Source organism: Rhizobium etli CFN 42 (genome assembly GCF_000092045.1).
In the GTDB taxonomy this organism is placed as follows: Bacteria; Pseudomonadota; Alphaproteobacteria; order Rhizobiales; family Rhizobiaceae; genus Rhizobium; species Rhizobium etli.
Genome location: NC_007761.1, coordinates 2,734,121 through 2,750,007, shown reverse-complemented (window position 1 = coordinate 2,750,007; position 15,887 = coordinate 2,734,121). Strand labels below are relative to the sequence as shown.

The window sequence follows — 15,887 nt, the reverse complement described above, 5'->3', positions numbered from 1 at the left end:
TCTTGAAGAAAAGATCGATCCCGTGTCGGATCGGTGAGGATTTGTCCGTCCTTAGCTCGTTCATTCCGTCCATTAAAGGATCACGGCCATGCCAAGCACCATACGACTGCACCGCGTTTTCGCCACCAGCCCGGAGAAGGTCTATCGCGCCTTCATCGAGGCCGATGCGCTCGCCAAATGGCTTCCGCCGAACGGCTTCCTCTGCACCGTACATCACCTGGAGCCGGCCGTCGGCGGCACCTTCAGAATGTCCTTCCGCAACTTCACTACGGGCAATAGCCACGCCTTTGGCGGCGAATTTCGTGAACTCGTCCCGGGCGAACGCGTTCGTTACACGGACAAGTTCGACGACCCGAACCTGCCGGGCGAAATGGAAGTCACGGTGACGCTGAAGAAGGTCTCGGTCGGCACTGAGGTGGATATCTCCCAGGCCGGCGTGCCCGATCTCATCCCGCCCGAAGCCTGCTATCTCGGCTGGCAGGAGTCGCTGCGCAATCTGGCTCGGGTCGTCGAGCCTGACATTAACGAATGATGCAATTGCGCGAGACTTGACGAGCGCCGCCGCACAGCCGCTCGTCACCTCTCCGCCCGTCATTCCACAAATATTCGATGGAACGGGGGGCGGAGAGGCGGAGGTTGCAGGGGCTGGGGCGTGGTCGGCCGCAATCGGCCCAATTCTAAGCGTAGTCCCCGCTTTGTCTGATCGAGCCGATCGTCCCGCGTGCCGGAAGCAGCGAAGACAGCCACAGGGAATAGGTCAGGGATATGCCGGTCGACAACAGGACCATCGGCAGTGTCATCACCTCGGAGATCAGTTTGGCGAGTTCCGGCGGATCGAGCTCCCAGGAGAACAACACGGCCGCCGGCTCCGGCTGGCGAGTCTCCAGGTTTGCTTTCTGCATGTCTTCGAGCACGGACGCAGTGGCGGCTTGTTCGGCTGCTGACGGGTTCTGAACTGGAAGGATGGCAGTTTTAACACTATTTTCGGCTTCGCCGGACATTTGGAGCTCCTTGTTTGGCTTCGTTGTAGAAAGCCGATCCGGGACAAGAAGTTTCATGACATGTCGATGAAATGATCGGCATGGATTCAGCCCGTGCTGACCTGATCGAGGAAAAGTGGAAACGCTCTGAAGTTTGAGCCTGCGCTTCGCTAACGCGCTCGCGCCATCGCACCCCATTGCCCGTCAGGATGAGGTCTACGACTTCAGCCTCGGCGATCGCCGTCGCGCGTGCCGCGCTGACAGGAGGCCTCTCTCGCAGTGAATTCGGGGAGAAATTAACCGTCGGAAGAAAATCGCCTTTCATTTAACAGTATATATGTTAACACTTTATTAGGAGTGGGGAGTATTCCGGTTCTTGTTTAAGAAAAATGGTGTTTGCCTCGGCAATACCGGGGTGACTGCGCGTTCATGCATGGCGTGTTTTCCTGAATAGTCTTGAATCATTTCCCGGTTACTTGTTTTGTGTTATGGGGGTATATTAATGGCTACGCAAAGCACCGGTGGCAGCACGACTTCTTTCACCAATACGCCACAGGCGAAGGATGATTCTTACATCTGGACGGAAGATCAGCTGCTCAGTCTCCAGCTCTATAATGCGGCCACCAAAACCATAACCCTTGACGTGATGTCGAATGATCTTGGTGGGAATGCCAAATCCCTCTTCTCGGTCGAAGACGGAGACGGCAATCCAATTACCACTGACTATGAGCTTCTTGCGAAAGACGTCGGAGCGAATGGGGCATCTGCCTGGGAGACGACCCTGCTCGGCAATTGGGTCAGAATCAACAATGGAAAGATTGAATACCGTATTAGCGATGGAAGCGGCATCGCGGGCTCGGGCGCGGATATCAACACGGTGTCTGCCGGTGAGATCCTCAAAGACAGTTTCGTCTACGCGATACGGCTCGGCAATGGCACGTTGAGCGAGGCAAATGTCTCAATCTCGCTCACCGGCGCCAACGATGCGGCTTCGATCGTCGTCGATGCGACGGTCACCGACGACCGGGCGACGGTCGAGGCGGGGGCGGCCGGCAGCGGCGATCCGAGTGCCTCCGGCAAGCTGACGGTCAGCGATGTCGACGGCGGCGAGGCGGTGTTTGCCGCCCCGGCCTCACTCAACGGCATCTATGGCAGCTTCACCTTCGATGCCGCCAGCGGCAGCTGGAGCTATACGCTCGACAATAACCGGGCGGCGACGCAGGCGCTCAACCAGGGTGACGCGGTCAGCGACACGCTGAGCGTCAGCTCGCTCGACGGCACCGCCAGCCACAATATCGTCGTCGCCATCACCGGCGCCAACGATGCGGCTTCGATCGTCGTCGATGCGACGGTCACCGACGACCGGGCGACGGTCGAGGCGGGGGCGGCCGGCAGCGGCGATCCGAGTGCCTCCGGCAAGCTGGCGGTCAGCGATGTTGACGACGGCGAGGCGGTGTTTGCCGCCCCGGCCTCACTCAACGGCATCTATGGCAGCTTCACCTTCGATGCCGCCAGCGGCAGCTGGAGCTATATGCTCGACAATAACCGGGCGGCGACGCAGGCGCTCAACCAGGGCGACGCGGTCAGCGACACGCTGAGCGTCAGCTCGCTCGACGGCACCGCCAGCCACAATATCGTCGTCGCCATCACCGGCGCCAACGATGCGGCTTCGATCGTCGTCGATGCGACGGTCACCGACGACCGGGCGACGGTCGAGGCGGGGGCGGCCGGCAGCGGCGATCCGAGTGCCTCCGGCAAGCGGGCGGTCAGCGATGTCGACGACGGCGAGGCGGTGTTTGCCGCCCCGGCCTCACTCAACGGCATCTATGGCAGCTTCACCTTCGATGCCGCCAGCGGCAGCTGGAGCTATATGCTCGACAATAACCGGGCGGCGACGCAGGCGCTCAACCAGGGCGACGCGGTCAGCGACACGCTGAGCGTCAGCTCGCTCGACGGCACCGCCAGCCACAATATCGTCGTCGCCATCACCGGCGCCAACGATGCGGCTTCGATCGTCGTCGATGCGACGGTCACCGACGACCGGGCGACGGTCGAGGCGGGGGGCGGCCGGCAGCGGCGATCCGAGTGCCTCCGGCAAGCTGGCGGTCAGCGATGTTGACGACGGCGAGGCGGTGTTTGCCGCCCCGGCCTCACTCAACGGCATCTATGGCAGCTTCACCTTCGATGCCGCCAGCGGCAGCTGGAGCTATATGCTCGACAATAACCGGGCGGCGACGCAGGCGCTCAACCAGGGCGACGCGGTCAGCGACACGCTGAGCGTCAGCTCGCTCGACGGCACCGCCAGCCACAATATCGTCGTCGCCATCACCGGCGCCAACGATGCGGCTTCGATCGTCGTCGATGCGACGGTCACCGACGACCGGGCGACGGTCGAGGCGGGGGCGGCCGGCAGCGGCGATCCGAGTGCCTCCGGCAAGCTGGCGGTCAGCGATGTTGACGACGGCGAGGCGGTGTTTGCCGCCCCGGCCTCACTCAACGGCATCTATGGCAGCTTCACCTTCAACGCCGCCAGCGGCAGCTGGAGCTATATGCTCGACAATAACCGGGCGGCGACGCAGGCGCTCAACCAGGGCGACGCGGTCAGCGACACGCTGAGCGTCAGCTCGCTCGACGGCACCGCCAGCCACAATATCGTCGTCGCCATCACCGGCGCCAACGATGCGGCTTCGATCGTCGTCGATGCGACGGTCACCGACGACCGGGCGACGGTCGAGGCGGGGGCGGCCGGCAGCGGCGATCCGAGTGCCTCCGGCAAGCTGGCGGTCAGCGATGTTGACGACGGCGAGGCGGTGTTTGCCGCCCCGGCCTCACTCAACGGCATCTATGGCAGCTTCACCTTCAACGCCGCCAGCGGCAGCTGGAGCTATATGCTCGACAATAACCGGGCGGCGACGCAGGCGCTCAACCAGGGCGACGCGGTCAGCGACACGCTGAGCGTCAGCTCGCTCGACGGCACCGCCAGCCACAATATCGTCGTCGCCATCACCGGCGCCAACGATGCGGCTTCGATCGTCGTCGATGCGACGGTCACCGACGACCGGGCGACGGTCGAGGCGGGGGCGGCCGGCAGCGGCGATCCGAGTGCCTCCGGCAAGCTGACGGTCAGCGATGTCGACGACGGCGAGGCGGTGTTTGCCGCCCCGGCCTCACTCAACGGCATCTATGGCAGCTTCACCTTCAACGCCGCCAGCGGCAGCTGGAGCTATACGCTCGACAATAACCGGGCGGCGACGCAGGCGCTCAACCAGGGCGACGCGGTCAGCGATACGCTGAGCGTCAGCTCGCTCGACGGCACCGCCAGCCACAATATCGTCGTCGCCATCACCGGCGCCAACGATGCGGCTTCGATCGTCGTCGATGCGACGGTCACCGACGACCGGGCGACGGTCGAGGCGGGGGCGGCCGGCAGCGGCGATCCGAGTGCCTCCGGCAAGCTGACGGTCAGCGATGTCGACGGCGGCGAGGCGGTGTTTGCCGCCCCGGCCTCACTCAACGGCATCTATGGCAGCTTCACCTTCGATGCCGCCAGCGGCAGCTGGAGCTATACGCTCGACAATAACCGGGCGGCGACGCAGGCGCTCAACCAGGGTGACGCGGTCAGCGACACGCTGAGCGTCAGCTCGCTCGACGGCACCGCCAGCCATAATATCGTCGTCGCCATCACCGGCGCCAACGATGCGGCTTCGATCGTCGTCGATGCGACGGTCACCGACGACCGGGCGACGGTCGAGGCGGGGGCGGCCGGCAGCGGCGATCCGAGTGCCTCCGGCAAGCTGGCGGTCAGCGATGTTGACGACGGCGAGGCGGTGTTTGCCGCCCCGGCCTCACTCAACGGCATCTATGGCAGCTTCACCTTCGATGCCGCCAGCGGCAGCTGGAGCTATATGCTCGACAATAACCGGGCGGCGACGCAGGCGCTCAACCAGGGCGACGCGGTCAGCGACACGCTGAGCGTCAGCTCGCTCGACGGCACCGCCAGCCACAATATCGTCGTCGCCATCACCGGCGCCAACGATGCGGCTTCGATCGTCGTCGATGCGACGGTCACCGACGACCGGGCGACGGTCGAGGCGGGGGCGGCCGGCAGCGGCGATCCGAGTGCCTCCGGCAAGCTGGCGGTCAGCGATGTCGACGGCGGCGAGGCGGTGTTTGCCGCCCCGGCCTCACTCAACGGCATCTATGGCAGCTTCACCTTCGATGCCGCCAGCGGCAGCTGGAGCTATATGCTCGACAATAACCGGGCGGCGACGCAGGCGCTCAACCAGGGCGACGCGGTCAGCGACACGCTGAGCGTCAGCTCGCTCGACGGCACCGCCAGCCACAATATCGTCGTCGCCATCACCGGCGCCAACGATGCGGCTTCGATCGTCGTCGATGCGACGGTCACCGACGACCGGGCGACGGTCGAGGCGGGGGCGGCCGGCAGCGGCGATCCGAGTGCCTCCGGCAAGCTGGCGGTCAGCGATGTTGACGACGGCGAGGCGGTGTTTGCCGCCCCGGCCTCACTCAACGGCATCTATGGCAGCTTCACCTTCAACGCCGCCAGCGGCAGCTGGAGCTATACGCTCGACAATAACCGGGCGGCGACGCAGGCGCTCAACCAGGGCGACGCGGTCAGCGATACGCTGAGCGTCAGCTCGCTCGACGGCACCGCCAGCCACAATATCGTCGTCGCCATCACCGGCGCCAACGATGCGGCTTCGATCGTCGTCGATGCGACGGTCACCGACGACCGGGCGACGGTCGAGGCGGGGGCGGCCGGCAGCGGCGATCCGAGTGCCTCCGGCAAGCTGGCGGTCAGCGATGTCGACGACGGCGAGGCGGTGTTTGCCGCCCCGGCCTCACTCAACGGCATCTATGGCAGCTTCACCTTCGATGCCGCCAGCGGCAGCTGGAGCTATATGCTCGACAATAACCGGGCGGCGACGCAGGCGCTCAACCAGGGCGACGCGGTCAGCGATACGCTGAGCGTCAGCTCGCTCGACGGCACCGCCAGCTACAATATCGTCGTCGCCATCACCGGCGCAGATGATGGACCAGCTCGGCAGGCACCAACCGACATTAAGCTGACGCCGGTCGTTCCGGCAGACAATGTCAACTTCAATAGTTTCGAGTTCAGTGGTCTGCTGTCGGCGACTGATCCCGACACGGGCGGATTCAGCTTTAACATTGCTTCGCAGTCGAATCCGGGCTTGTTCTCGATAACCGGCAATACGCTCAGTTCGAATGCGCTATCGACGAACGGTACATTTTCAGTGACGGTAACGGCAACGCAGACCGGCGATCCTATAGGGCCGGCCTTCGAAAAGACCGAGACATTCACGATTATCACCGGTGGCAATGGCAATTCGGTGGACAATCCGACCGGTGGAACGGGCGACGATGTGCTCTACGGCGGTGGCGGTAACGATATGATGTTCGGGCTGGGAGGTGACGACACTCTTTTCGGCCAAGACGGCAACGACACCCTAAACGGTGGTGTTGGCAACAACACCCTGACCGGGGGCGTGGGAGATGATACCTTCTTTTTCCAAAAGTTTACCACCACCACAAACCATATGACCGACTTCAATGCTGGGACGAATAGCACAGCCGTGGATAAGTTCCAGTTGGACGTCGGAGGCGGCACGTTCGAGTTCGCCGTCGGCAACAACAATACAAGCGTGGACAATGTGAAGGTAGGAAACAACGGCACGATCAATGTTGCCGGAACGGAGATTGGCATCAAAACGGACGTGAGCGTCACGAACGCGACCGTCCAGAGCACCATCAATGGTTACAGCAACATAACCACAGGGGCATTGTTCGTGTTCCACAATACGGATCTCGGCCATGTGGCGGTCTACTACGATCAGAACCCAAGTTCAGCCGGCGGCGCGGTGCTGGTCGCTGAATTCGACAACATCACGACCCTCGGCGGGCTTGCCAATTTCAACTCGGGCGACTTCTTGTTTGGCTGAGGCGGTCCGTGCTCACGACCAGCATTCTCTACCCGCCCTTCATTCCGCAAATTTTCGGTGGAACGGGGGGCGGAGAGGCGGAGGTTGCAGGGGCTGGGGCGTGGTCGGCCGCGGTCGCCGAAATTACTAAGCGTAATCCGCGCTTTGCTTGATCGAGCCGATCGTCTCGCGTGCGGGAAGCAGCGAAGACAGCCAGAGGGAATAGGTCAGGGATATGCCCGTCGACCACAGGACCATCGGCAGTGTAATCACCTCGGAGATCAGTTTGGCGAGTTCCGGCGGATCGAGCTCCCAGGAGAACAACTCGGCCGCCGGCTCCGGCTGACCGGCCTCCGGGCTTGCTTTCTGCATGTCTTCGAGCACGGACGCAGTGGCGGCTTGTTCAGCTGCTGGCGGGTTCTGAACTGGAAGGATGGCGGTTTTAGCATTATTTTCGGCTTCGCCCGACATTTGGAGCTCCTTGTTTGACTTCAATGTAGAAAGCCGATCCGGGACGAGAAGTTTCATGACATATCGATGAAATGATCGGCTCTAAAGCCTGATCCCGCGCTTGGCCAGCGCTTGGCGCGCCGCCGTCGCTCCCCAGTCCTCGTCAGGCCCTCGATCTCATCTTCGGCGACCGGTGTCGCGCGGATCAGCGGCACGGAGCCGAAGGGCAAGCCGTCGATGCGGCTGGGATCGCAGCTCAGGATGATGCGAGTCAGCGGCGCGTAATCCTCCGTCAGCCGGCAGAACAGGATGGCGCCATGCTTTTCGACGTCGCGGGCAACGCGGTGGCCGTCGGCGACGAGATCGCCGAGATTGATCAGGAGATTTGCCCAGTTTGCCGTTCCGGTCGAATCCAGCGTCGCAGGATCGAATTCCATGAAGAGCTCGCATTCGACGCCATTTTCAGGCTCGGATATGCCCGCCCAGGGAATCGAGAGGCCGTCGGTAGAGAGGATGAGCTTTTCCGGCGCATCCACGGCAAGGACGCGGCGGTGCGGGCCGAACCATTTCGTCTGGTTATAGACGTTCGCCGTTTCGCGCTCGGCAGCGAAGCCCTCCGGCACGCCGCCGCGGGTCTGCCAGAGGGCGCGCCGCGCGGCCGCGGCCGCCTCATAGACCGGGTCGTCGGGCCCGCGCGGAACGATCGATCGATCATAGGTGGTGTCGATGGTGATCTCGCATCCTTCGAACCTGCGCCCTTCGGGCTGGGCGTCTCTTCATGGTCGTTGCGATACGCTTTTGCTCTTGGCGAAGGTTAAACAGAGACCGAGAAAGGGGCGTGCCGCGGAGGTGTCCCACAGCGCGCCTTTTCGCAATACCCCATCACCGCCAACGCGGTAGGAAAGGCGCCCCGCTTCAATTGCTCCCGTCGTTCGGCCTTGCCTTGGCGCTGTCGTTGGTGGTGTCCGACGCTGTTTTTCCGTCTGGTTGCTGGCCGAAATAGGTGCCGCCGAGATGGCCGCCGGCGCTGGTGTTCCTGACCTGCTGTTCGGCGCGTTTTTGAAGTTCACGAACGTTGGTCTTGCTCATGTTCGGCTCCTTTTTCGAGGTTCACGACCTTTCACCAACCCATGGGGGCCGACACGGTTCCATATTTTCTGCCGGAACACTTTCCGGCTTTTGCGGTTTTTCCTACTCAACCAAGGAGAAACGACGATGGGCATGACCACCCCCAAGGACGGTGCACCCGGCACGACCGACCAGTCCCCCCGCTGGGAAGGACCGAAGGGCAATAGGCCGCGCGGCTATCTCAAAGCCAAGGACGATCCGGACAAAAATCGCGACGCCAATGGCGAAAACAATCGCGATCCCGAAATGAGCGACATTTCCGACGCTATGAAGCAGAAAGGCGAATGACATGGCCGATCCCGAAAAAGACGCAGCCGGGCAGTTCGCCAAATCCCGGGCCGACCGCAAAGCCAGCGGTGTGGCGAGCGCAAAGCCGACCGTAATCACCGGCTCCGAGGACGCCACGGTGAACAAGCACCCGCCCGGCAAGAAGAAGCCCGAAAAGGACTGGGACATCAACTACGATCCCGCCGATATGAACGAGGGGCGGATGCGCTGAGATGGTGGTGCGCGCCCGCCTCATCCTTCGGGCCCCCTGCGGGACACCGAGTCTCTCTTGGGTGGCGCGCTCCAATGCTCAACTGACGTGGCATCCCCCAGCGCCTCCTACCGGTGCGGCATTCTCCAAAGCTCCTTATCCTGAGGTGCGTAGGCCGGAGGCCGGAGCCTCGAAGGACGCTCCAACATCGCTTCTTGCATCCATCAACCGCTAGCGCACCGCCCGGCCTTCGGGGCTTGCGTTGCCGAGATATCTCCCCCTCAGGTTGAAGCCTACTCTCCGAGATAGGCCGGGTGGTCAATATCCGCAAGCAGGCCGGCCTCCGTCGGCTGCCAGCCGAGAAGGGCGCGGGTGTGAACGCTGGAGGTCGGCACGTCGAAGCCGGCAAACATGGCGAACCATCCGAAATGCTCCGCCGCCTCTTCCTGCGACAGCGAGACGGCCGGCACGTTGAGCCGCCGGCCGATGAGTTCGGCAATCTCCCGGAACGGGACGCCCTCTTCTGCGACCGCCAGAAAGGGACCGCCCACGGCGCCGCGCTCCAGCGCCAGGCGGTAGACGCGGGCGGCATCGCGTCGGTGCACGGCTGGCCAGCGGTTGCCCCCGTCGCCGATATAGGCGGAGAGGCCCTTCTGCCGCGCCGTCTCGATGAGAATCGGCACGAAACCGTGATCGCCATGGCCGTGCACCGACGGCGGCAGCCGGACGGTGGAGGCGCGCACGCCGCGGGCCACGAGCGCCACCGCAGTGATTTCGGAGGCGCGGGGATAGGTCTGCGTCGTCGGCATCGGCGGGTCCTTCTCGGTGCCGATGCGGCCAGGCGCATGGCCGAGTCCCGCAGTGACGAGCAACGGTCGGTTGGAGCCGCGGAGGGCTTCACCGAGCGCCTCGATGGCGCGCCGGTCGGCAGCGCAATTCTCGGCGAAATTCGAGAAGTCATGATTGAACGCCGTGTGGATGACGCCGTCAGCCTCGGCTGCACCGCGCTTCAAACCCTCCAGGTCGTTGAGCGTGCCGCGCTGAACCTCGGCGCCGGCGGCCGCCAGTTCCGCCGCTCCCTTGTCCGAGCGGGCGAGGCCGAGAACCTGATGGCCGGCGGCGATCAACTCCTTGACGACGGCCGAGCCGACCCAGCCGGTGGCTCCTGTGACGAATACGCGCATGTCGATATCTCCTGATTTGACAGGAGACAGATATCGACCAGGCTGGTATCCTGGTAAAGTAGTGATCTTATCATGGTATAATCGCTAACAGGATGAGCGAATTCGTCACCTCCGAGAACCGGCTGGGCGCCTACCTCAAGGACCGCCGCGGCAAGCTCGATCCCGCTGCCCTCGGCTTTGCCGGCGAGCGCCGCCGCACGCCGGGGCTTCGCCGCGAGGAGGTGGCGAGCCGCGCCAATATTAGCCCGACCTGGTACACCTGGCTGGAGCAGGGTCGCGGCGGCGCGCCGTCCGCCGACGTGCTCGACCGGATCTCGCGGGCGCTGATGCTGACCGACATCGAACGCGAACACCTCTTCCTCATCGGTCTCGGCCGCCTGCCGGAGGTGCGCTATCGCAAAGAGGAAGGCGTTACGCCGCGCCTGCAGGGCGTGCTCGACGCGCTCGATCCGTGCCCAGCGCTGATCCGCACCGCGATCTGGGACGTCGTCGCCTGGAACCGGGCGGCGACCGTGCTGCTCACCGATTACGGCGCGCTGCCGCCGAAAGAGCGCAACGTGCTGCGCTTCATTTTCCTCGATCCGCGCGTGCGCGCCGCCCAATATGACTGGGAAAGCGTAGCCCGCTTCGTCGTCGCCGCCTTCCGGGTGGATGCGGCGCGCGCCGGTGCCGCCGCCGAGGTGGAGCCGCTGCTCGACGAACTCTGCCGCAAAAGCCCGGAATTCCTGGCCATGTGGCGCGACAACGACGTGCGCACCCACGGCGAGGGCGCCAAGCACATCAAGCACCCGGTGCTCGGGCTGCTGTCTTTTGAATATTCGGCCTTTCTGGTAGACGGCCGGCCGGATCTCAGCATGGTGGTGTACAATCCGGCGACGGCGGAGGATGCGGGGAAGATCAGGAGTTTGCTGGGGTGACGGGTTTATCCGCGTTATTTGCTAGCCAGCTAAACTGGTTCACCGCTGTCGGGAATTTTTCACCTATTAGCCGCCTTGGGCATGCTCTTCGATTGGCCTTCACGGGCCGAGTACCGACGTTGCCCCGCCCATTCTCCACTGGCGGGGCAACGTTTATCCGCCAGCCCCGCCATGAGCGAGCCGTGGTAACAGCGACCGCATTACTGCAGCGTGCGCGTCTGAATCGGTTCGGCGGGCGCGTGAGAAGGGGACGCGGATAGAGCGTTTCCTTCCAGCCCGGTTGCCACCACCGAGACGCGGAATTTGCCGTCGAGGCTGCGGTCGAAAATCGCCCCGACGACGATATCGGCGTCGTCCTGCACTTCGTCGCGAATCCGGCTTGCCGCCTCGTCCACTTCGAACAGGGTCATATCCGAGCCGCCGGAGATCGAGATCAGCACGCCCTTGGCGCCCTTCATCGAAATATCGTCCAGAAGCGGGTTGGCGATTGCCGCTTCCGCCGCCTTCATCGCCCGGCTTTCGCCGGCGGCTTCGCCGGTGCCCATCATGGCGCGGCCCATGCCCTGCATGACCGACTTCACGTCGGCGAAATCAAGATTGATCAGCCCTTCCTTGACGATGAGATCGGTGATGCAGCCGACGCCCGCAAAGAGCACGCGGTCGGCCGTCATGAAGGCATCGGCGAAGGTGGTTTTCGCATCGGCGATGCGGAAGAGATTCTGATTGGGAATGACGATAACGGTATCGGCGGCCTGACGAAGCGCCTCGATGCCAGCTTCCGCCGTCCGCATGCGGCGATTTCCTTCGAACGTAAACGGCTTGGTGACGACGCCAACGGTCAGGATGCCGGCCGACCGTGCGGCGCGTGCGATAACAGGGGCTGCGCCCGTGCCCGTTCCTCCGCCCATGCCGGCGGTGACGAAACACATGTGCGATCCTGCCAGGTGATCCATGATCTCGTCGAGCGATTCTTCTGCCGCCGCATGTCCGATTTCCGGCAGGGAACCGGCGCCGAGGCCCTCCGTCACATTCGCGCCGAGCTGGATGCGGCGCGATGCCTTGGAGGTGGCGAGAACCTGGGCATCGGTGTTTGCGGCGACGAATTCGACGCCTGCCAGCTTTTCCGCGATCATATTGTTGATCGCATTGCCACCGCCGCCGCCGACGCCAACGACAGTGATTTGCGGCCGCAGCCCGGTAATGCCGCTCTTGGCGTCCGTCATTGTCTTCTCCTTTGATATCTCGTTTCCGCACGCCCTCGTCGCGGACAGCGAATCGGCGCTGAGCATAGTCGCCCAACAAGGCAGAGGCGAGGCGAAAGAAGCGTTGGCGCCCTGCCTGACGCGAAGTTCCCGTCAGTTCTGCGCCGGCAAATCCGAACGGCGGGCAAGCGCATGGCGCTTCGTCTCGCAGCACGGCGTGTTCGCAGGTAAACGTCGTAGCCGCGCTGCTGATTTCGATCACAAGCGCCAAAGGGGCGTGAACTAAAGCCGCGCCGCGGTGTTTAAGGCATGCGTCTTCTCTGAAAGGAACATCCCCATGCAAAGACTTTTGCTATCCGGTCTTGCCCTTGCAGCATCGGCCGCCACCGCCTTCGCCCAACAGCCGCCCGCCCCGCCACCCGCTGGCGAGCCGCCCGCAGCGAACGAGCCTGCATCACCATCCCCGCCTGCGCCTGATGACGAGAGGGTGATGCGTCACGGGCCGGATGAGCAGTTCCGAGACCGCCCCGACTACCGGTGGCACGGTTCGAGAGACGACATGGGCTTCCGTGGTTACCGCGGTCATCGCCTGCCGCCGCTGTCCAAGGCGGCCCGTTTTCAGATCGAGGATGGAAATACACGGATCGACCTGAAATGCGCTGAGGACGAACCGACGAAGGTTTGCGCCGATCTGTTGCTCCAGGTGATGGATCGCCTGCAGGGCCAGGACTGATTTCACGCATCCGCGCTTGGCAAACGCGTTATGACCCATCACTGCCCGCGTTCTTTTGAGAGGCGCGGGCTTCGCCAAAGCGCCGGCGCTCTCCACGATCATTGCGACGCCAGTCCGATTTCGCTCAAGATTTCGACGGGCGGAAATCTCACGCAGTCTGCGGCATCGAGAGTCACCCGGAATCGCATCCGGTTCCGATTTGCCCAGTTGATCGCCGCCTGCGTTTTTGCCTTCGGGATTTTGGTGGCGATCGTGCAATGCGGCACCCAATTGTCGGGCCGATAGTGCTCGTGACAGTGGACGGGATCGATTTCCCGGTGAAGCGCCGCATGCAGCTGGAAGAGGCGCTCGTCTTGGTTCGGCCGCGCCCATAAGACCAGGAATTCGTTCTCAAAGCAACCGATCCCTGAAAAGCTTGACGTTACGGCAGGGGAGATGCGGAAAACACGCTCGGCTGCCTCTGCCAACCGGTCGACCGCAATCTCCTGATAAACGGCGAGGGTGATATGAGGCGGGTAGTTCAAAGCCCGCATCGAAGCCGTCTCTTCGAATGTTGCGGCTTCATCCCAGAGCTTGAAAACCGGCGAGGCGGTGTCGTTCAGACATTTGAGGCTGATCGCGTAAGGCATTTGCGCATATCCGGTCCCTTCCTGCAGACCATAAACCGACGTCACATTCGATGTCGAGCGGCAGCAAGGACTGATTGCGGCCGGTTCGCATTGCCATCGGGAGATGCGCGTGAGAGGCTCGAAGGGAGAGCATCAATCTTGACAGGAACGGAATGGGAGAGATGAGATGATCGATCACATCACCATCGCTGTGAGTGACCTCGAGAAGAGCAAGGCATTCTACGAAAGCGCTCTTGAACCCCTTGGCTATCGCCGCGCCTTCGGCAAGGAGGGCGTGTTCTGGGCCTTCGACGTCGGCGGCAGCCTGTTCGAGATCCAGCGCACCGACGACCAGCCGCCGCTCACGCGTCTGCACGTCGCCTTCCGGGTGCGAGACAGGGCTGAGGTCGCAGCCTTTTATCAGGCGGCACTTCAGGCCGGAGCACGGGATAACGGCGCGCCCGGCCCGAGGCCGGAATATGCCGGGAACTATTACGCCTGCTTCGTCCTCGATCCCAATGGATACAATATCGAGGCAATGATCAACGAACCACAAGCTTAGGACGTCGGCCTCATCAGATATCGCCGTCGGGGAGGTGGATTATGTCGAGTTCAAAAAGCCGTCGTTTCTTTGACTGGCGGGGAGCGGATTGCGAAGACGCCGTTCGGCGCGAGAGTCGTCATCCATGCCACTGCCGTCGAGACCGGTGGCGCATTCGACCTGTGGGAAACCTTCACGCCGCAGGGAGGTTACGCGCATGACGATCTGCTCGACGGCGTCGTCATCGTCGGCGCCAGTGCCATCATGCGGAGATCAAGCAAGGGGCGGCGACGGTGTCGTTTTGAAGGCCCGGGCGAGCGCGAGAGCAGGCGCCTCTATTCTTGCGCTCGGCAATATACTTGTGAGATTGTACCGCTATACGTGCGATACTGCGTGATCAGGGCGGCGCGGAGGCTTCGATGATGCCCGTGAGGGTCAATGAGCGGCTATCGGTGGCGGGGCAGCCCGATCCAGCCGATTTTGCCGATTTCGCCAAGGAGGGCTTCGCCGCCGTTATCAACGCCAGGCCCGACGGCGAGGAGGCGGGCCAGCCAGGCAATGCTGCAGAAAAGATTTCCGCTGCCGCCGCCGGACTTTCCTACAGTTTCGTGCCGGTGAACGGCAATGAGATTACCGAGGCCGATATCCGCGCCTTTCAGGCGGCCATGGCTGGGGCGAAGGGACCGGTCTTCGCCCATTGCAAGAGCGGCACGCGGGCATTGACCCTCTATGCGCTGGGCGAGGTGCTCGACGGGCGGATGAAGCCGGCGGACGTCCAGACCTTCGGCGAAAGCCTCGGCTTCGAACTTGCCGGCGCGTGCCGGTGGCTGGAAAGGGTGGCAAACCAGACTCCTCGGGTGAACGCTTTCTTCGAGCCCCGTACCTGCAGCATACAATATGTCGTTTCCGATCCGGCGACGAGGCGCTGTGCCGTCATCGATCCGGTGCTCGACTTCGACGAGATGTCGGGCGCAACTGGAACGGGGAACGCCGATGCGATCCTGGCTTACATCGAGAGCGAGCGGATGACGGTCGAGTGGATCCTTGACACGCATCCGCATGCCGATCACTTCTCCGCCGCCCATTATCTCGAGGAAAAGACCGGCGCGCCGACGGCGATCGGCGTCCATGTCACCGATGTGCAGAGGCTTTGGAAAGAGATCTATAATTGGCCGGCGCTCGCAACCGACGGCTCGCAATGGGACCGGCTGTTTGCCGATGGCGATACGTTCAATATCGGCGGCCTTACGGGCCGTGTGATGTTTTCGCCCGGCCATACGCTGGCATCGGTGACCTATGTGATTGGTGATGCCGCCTTCGTGCACGATACGATGTTCACGCCGGATTCGGGGACTGCGCGCACGGATTTTCCGGGCGGCAGTGCGGCCGCCCTCTGGCGCTCCATCCATGCGATCCTGTCGCTACCCGAGGAGACCCGCCTCTTTTCCGGCCATGATTATCAGCCGGGCGGTCGTCACCCGCGCTGGGAAAGCACGGTCGCAGCCCAAAAGCGCGCCAATCCGCATATTGCAGGCATGGACGAGGCCCGCTTCGTGGCGCTGCGGCAGACGCGCGACCGCACGCTGCCCAAGCCGAAGCTGATGCTGCATGCGCTGCAGGTCAATATCCGCGGCGGCCGGCTGCCGGAACCAGAGGAGAACGGCCGCCGATATCTGAAGATCCCGTTGGACGCCTTGTAACGGCGG

The 15,887-nt window shown here is 63.1% G+C and carries 16 protein-coding genes and 1 pseudogene; 10 read left to right on the top strand and 7 right to left on the bottom strand.

The features are described from left to right. The first annotated feature begins 88 nt into the window (after nt 1-88). A complete protein-coding gene (locus RHE_RS13495; protein ID WP_011425886.1) occupies nt 89-532 on the top strand; it encodes an SRPBCC family protein in 444 nt (147 codons plus the stop codon). A 145-nt stretch (nt 533-677) separates the two neighbouring features. Here the strand turns inward: RHE_RS13495 and RHE_RS31710 are convergent, their stop codons facing one another. Next, nucleotides 678-1,001 carry an HAD family hydrolase gene (locus RHE_RS31710; protein WP_042118678.1) on the bottom strand — a complete coding sequence of 108 codons (324 nt, stop codon included), beginning with the start codon at nt 999-1,001 and terminating at the stop codon, nt 678-680. A gap of 481 nt (nt 1,002-1,482) precedes the next feature. Here RHE_RS31710 and RHE_RS31705 point away from each other — a divergent pair, with 481 nt between their 5' ends. Both RHE_RS31705 and RHE_RS34070 read left to right on the top strand, forming a co-directional pair. Continuing rightward, nucleotides 1,483-3,099, top strand: a complete 1,617-nt coding sequence (locus RHE_RS31705) for a VCBS domain-containing protein (protein ID WP_011425884.1) — start codon at nt 1,483-1,485, stop codon at nt 3,097-3,099. Next, on the top strand, nt 3,002-6,961 hold the full coding sequence (locus tag RHE_RS34070; RefSeq protein WP_244425742.1) for a beta strand repeat-containing protein: 3,960 nt from the start codon (nt 3,002-3,004) through the stop codon (nt 6,959-6,961). The genes RHE_RS31705 and RHE_RS34070 overlap by 98 nt, the downstream gene beginning before the upstream one ends. Nucleotides 6,962-7,087: 126 nt before the next feature. Here the strand turns inward: RHE_RS34070 and RHE_RS13475 are convergent, their stop codons facing one another. The 3 genes and pseudogenes from RHE_RS13475 to RHE_RS33245 form a co-directional block, all read right to left on the bottom strand. Further along, the gene (locus RHE_RS13475) at nt 7,088-7,411 is read right to left on the bottom strand and encodes a hypothetical protein (RefSeq protein ID WP_011425882.1); all 324 of its coding nucleotides are present in this window, start codon (nt 7,409-7,411) and stop codon (nt 7,088-7,090) included. Nucleotides 7,412-7,492: 81 nt separating this feature from the next. Continuing rightward, a pseudogene (locus RHE_RS13470) lies at nt 7,493-8,127 on the bottom strand (hypothetical protein); the annotation flags it as partial. 178 nt (nt 8,128-8,305) lie between these two features. Beyond that, nucleotides 8,306-8,479, bottom strand: a complete 174-nt coding sequence (locus RHE_RS33245; protein WP_020921649.1) for a hypothetical protein — start codon at nt 8,477-8,479, stop codon at nt 8,306-8,308. A gap of 126 nt (nt 8,480-8,605) precedes the next feature. On the opposite strand from RHE_RS33245, the gene RHE_RS13465 reads away from it, so the two are divergent. Both RHE_RS13465 and RHE_RS13460 read left to right on the top strand, forming a co-directional pair. After that, a complete protein-coding gene (locus tag RHE_RS13465) occupies nt 8,606-8,806 on the top strand; it encodes a hypothetical protein (RefSeq protein ID WP_020921648.1) in 201 nt (66 codons plus the stop codon). Nucleotide 8,807: 1 nt separating this feature from the next. After that, nucleotides 8,808-9,017 (top strand): hypothetical protein, encoded by a 210-nt coding sequence (locus tag RHE_RS13460; RefSeq protein WP_011425879.1) that lies wholly within the window; start codon nt 8,808-8,810, stop codon nt 9,015-9,017. A gap of 272 nt (nt 9,018-9,289) precedes the next feature. Here the strand turns inward: RHE_RS13460 and RHE_RS13455 are convergent, their stop codons facing one another. Further along, entirely contained in the window at nt 9,290-10,180 is an 891-nt protein-coding gene (locus tag RHE_RS13455; protein WP_011425878.1) for an SDR family oxidoreductase, read from the bottom strand. Nucleotides 10,181-10,272: 92 nt separating this feature from the next. On the opposite strand from RHE_RS13455, the gene RHE_RS13450 reads away from it, so the two are divergent. Then, complete coding sequence (locus tag RHE_RS13450; protein ID WP_011425877.1) at nt 10,273-11,097, top strand: helix-turn-helix transcriptional regulator; 825 nt, start codon at nt 10,273-10,275, stop codon at nt 11,095-11,097. Nucleotides 11,098-11,297: 200 nt separating this feature from the next. Here the strand turns inward: RHE_RS13450 and ftsZ are convergent, their stop codons facing one another. Then, nucleotides 11,298-12,320, bottom strand: coding sequence for a cell division protein FtsZ (ftsZ, locus tag RHE_RS13445; RefSeq protein ID WP_011425876.1), 1,023 nt, complete (start codon nt 12,318-12,320; stop codon nt 11,298-11,300). Between ftsZ and RHE_RS33620 the strand changes: the two genes are divergently transcribed. Together RHE_RS33620 and RHE_RS13440 are read left to right on the top strand one after the other, a co-directional pair. Further along, nucleotides 12,307-12,585, top strand: coding sequence for a hypothetical protein (locus tag RHE_RS33620; protein WP_166486911.1), 279 nt, complete (start codon nt 12,307-12,309; stop codon nt 12,583-12,585). The two genes, ftsZ and RHE_RS33620, sit on opposite strands and share 14 nt — an antisense overlap. Nucleotides 12,586-12,636: 51 nt before the next feature. Then, the gene (locus RHE_RS13440; RefSeq protein ID WP_011425875.1) at nt 12,637-13,032 is read left to right on the top strand and encodes a hypothetical protein; all 396 of its coding nucleotides are present in this window, start codon (nt 12,637-12,639) and stop codon (nt 13,030-13,032) included. 98 nt (nt 13,033-13,130) lie between these two features. Here RHE_RS13440 and RHE_RS13435 read toward each other — a convergent pair whose 3' ends face one another. After that, entirely contained in the window at nt 13,131-13,661 is a 531-nt protein-coding gene (locus RHE_RS13435) for a 2'-5' RNA ligase family protein (RefSeq protein ID WP_042118675.1), read from the bottom strand. Between the two features lie 166 nt (nt 13,662-13,827). Between RHE_RS13435 and RHE_RS13430 the strand changes: the two genes are divergently transcribed. Then, nucleotides 13,828-14,202, top strand: coding sequence for a VOC family protein (locus RHE_RS13430; RefSeq protein ID WP_011425873.1), 375 nt, complete (start codon nt 13,828-13,830; stop codon nt 14,200-14,202). A 398-nt stretch (nt 14,203-14,600) separates the two neighbouring features. Then, the gene (gene blh / locus RHE_RS13420; protein ID WP_011425871.1) at nt 14,601-15,881 is read left to right on the top strand and encodes a bifunctional sulfur transferase/dioxygenase Blh; all 1,281 of its coding nucleotides are present in this window, start codon (nt 14,601-14,603) and stop codon (nt 15,879-15,881) included. The last annotated feature ends 6 nt before the right edge of the window (nt 15,882-15,887 follow it).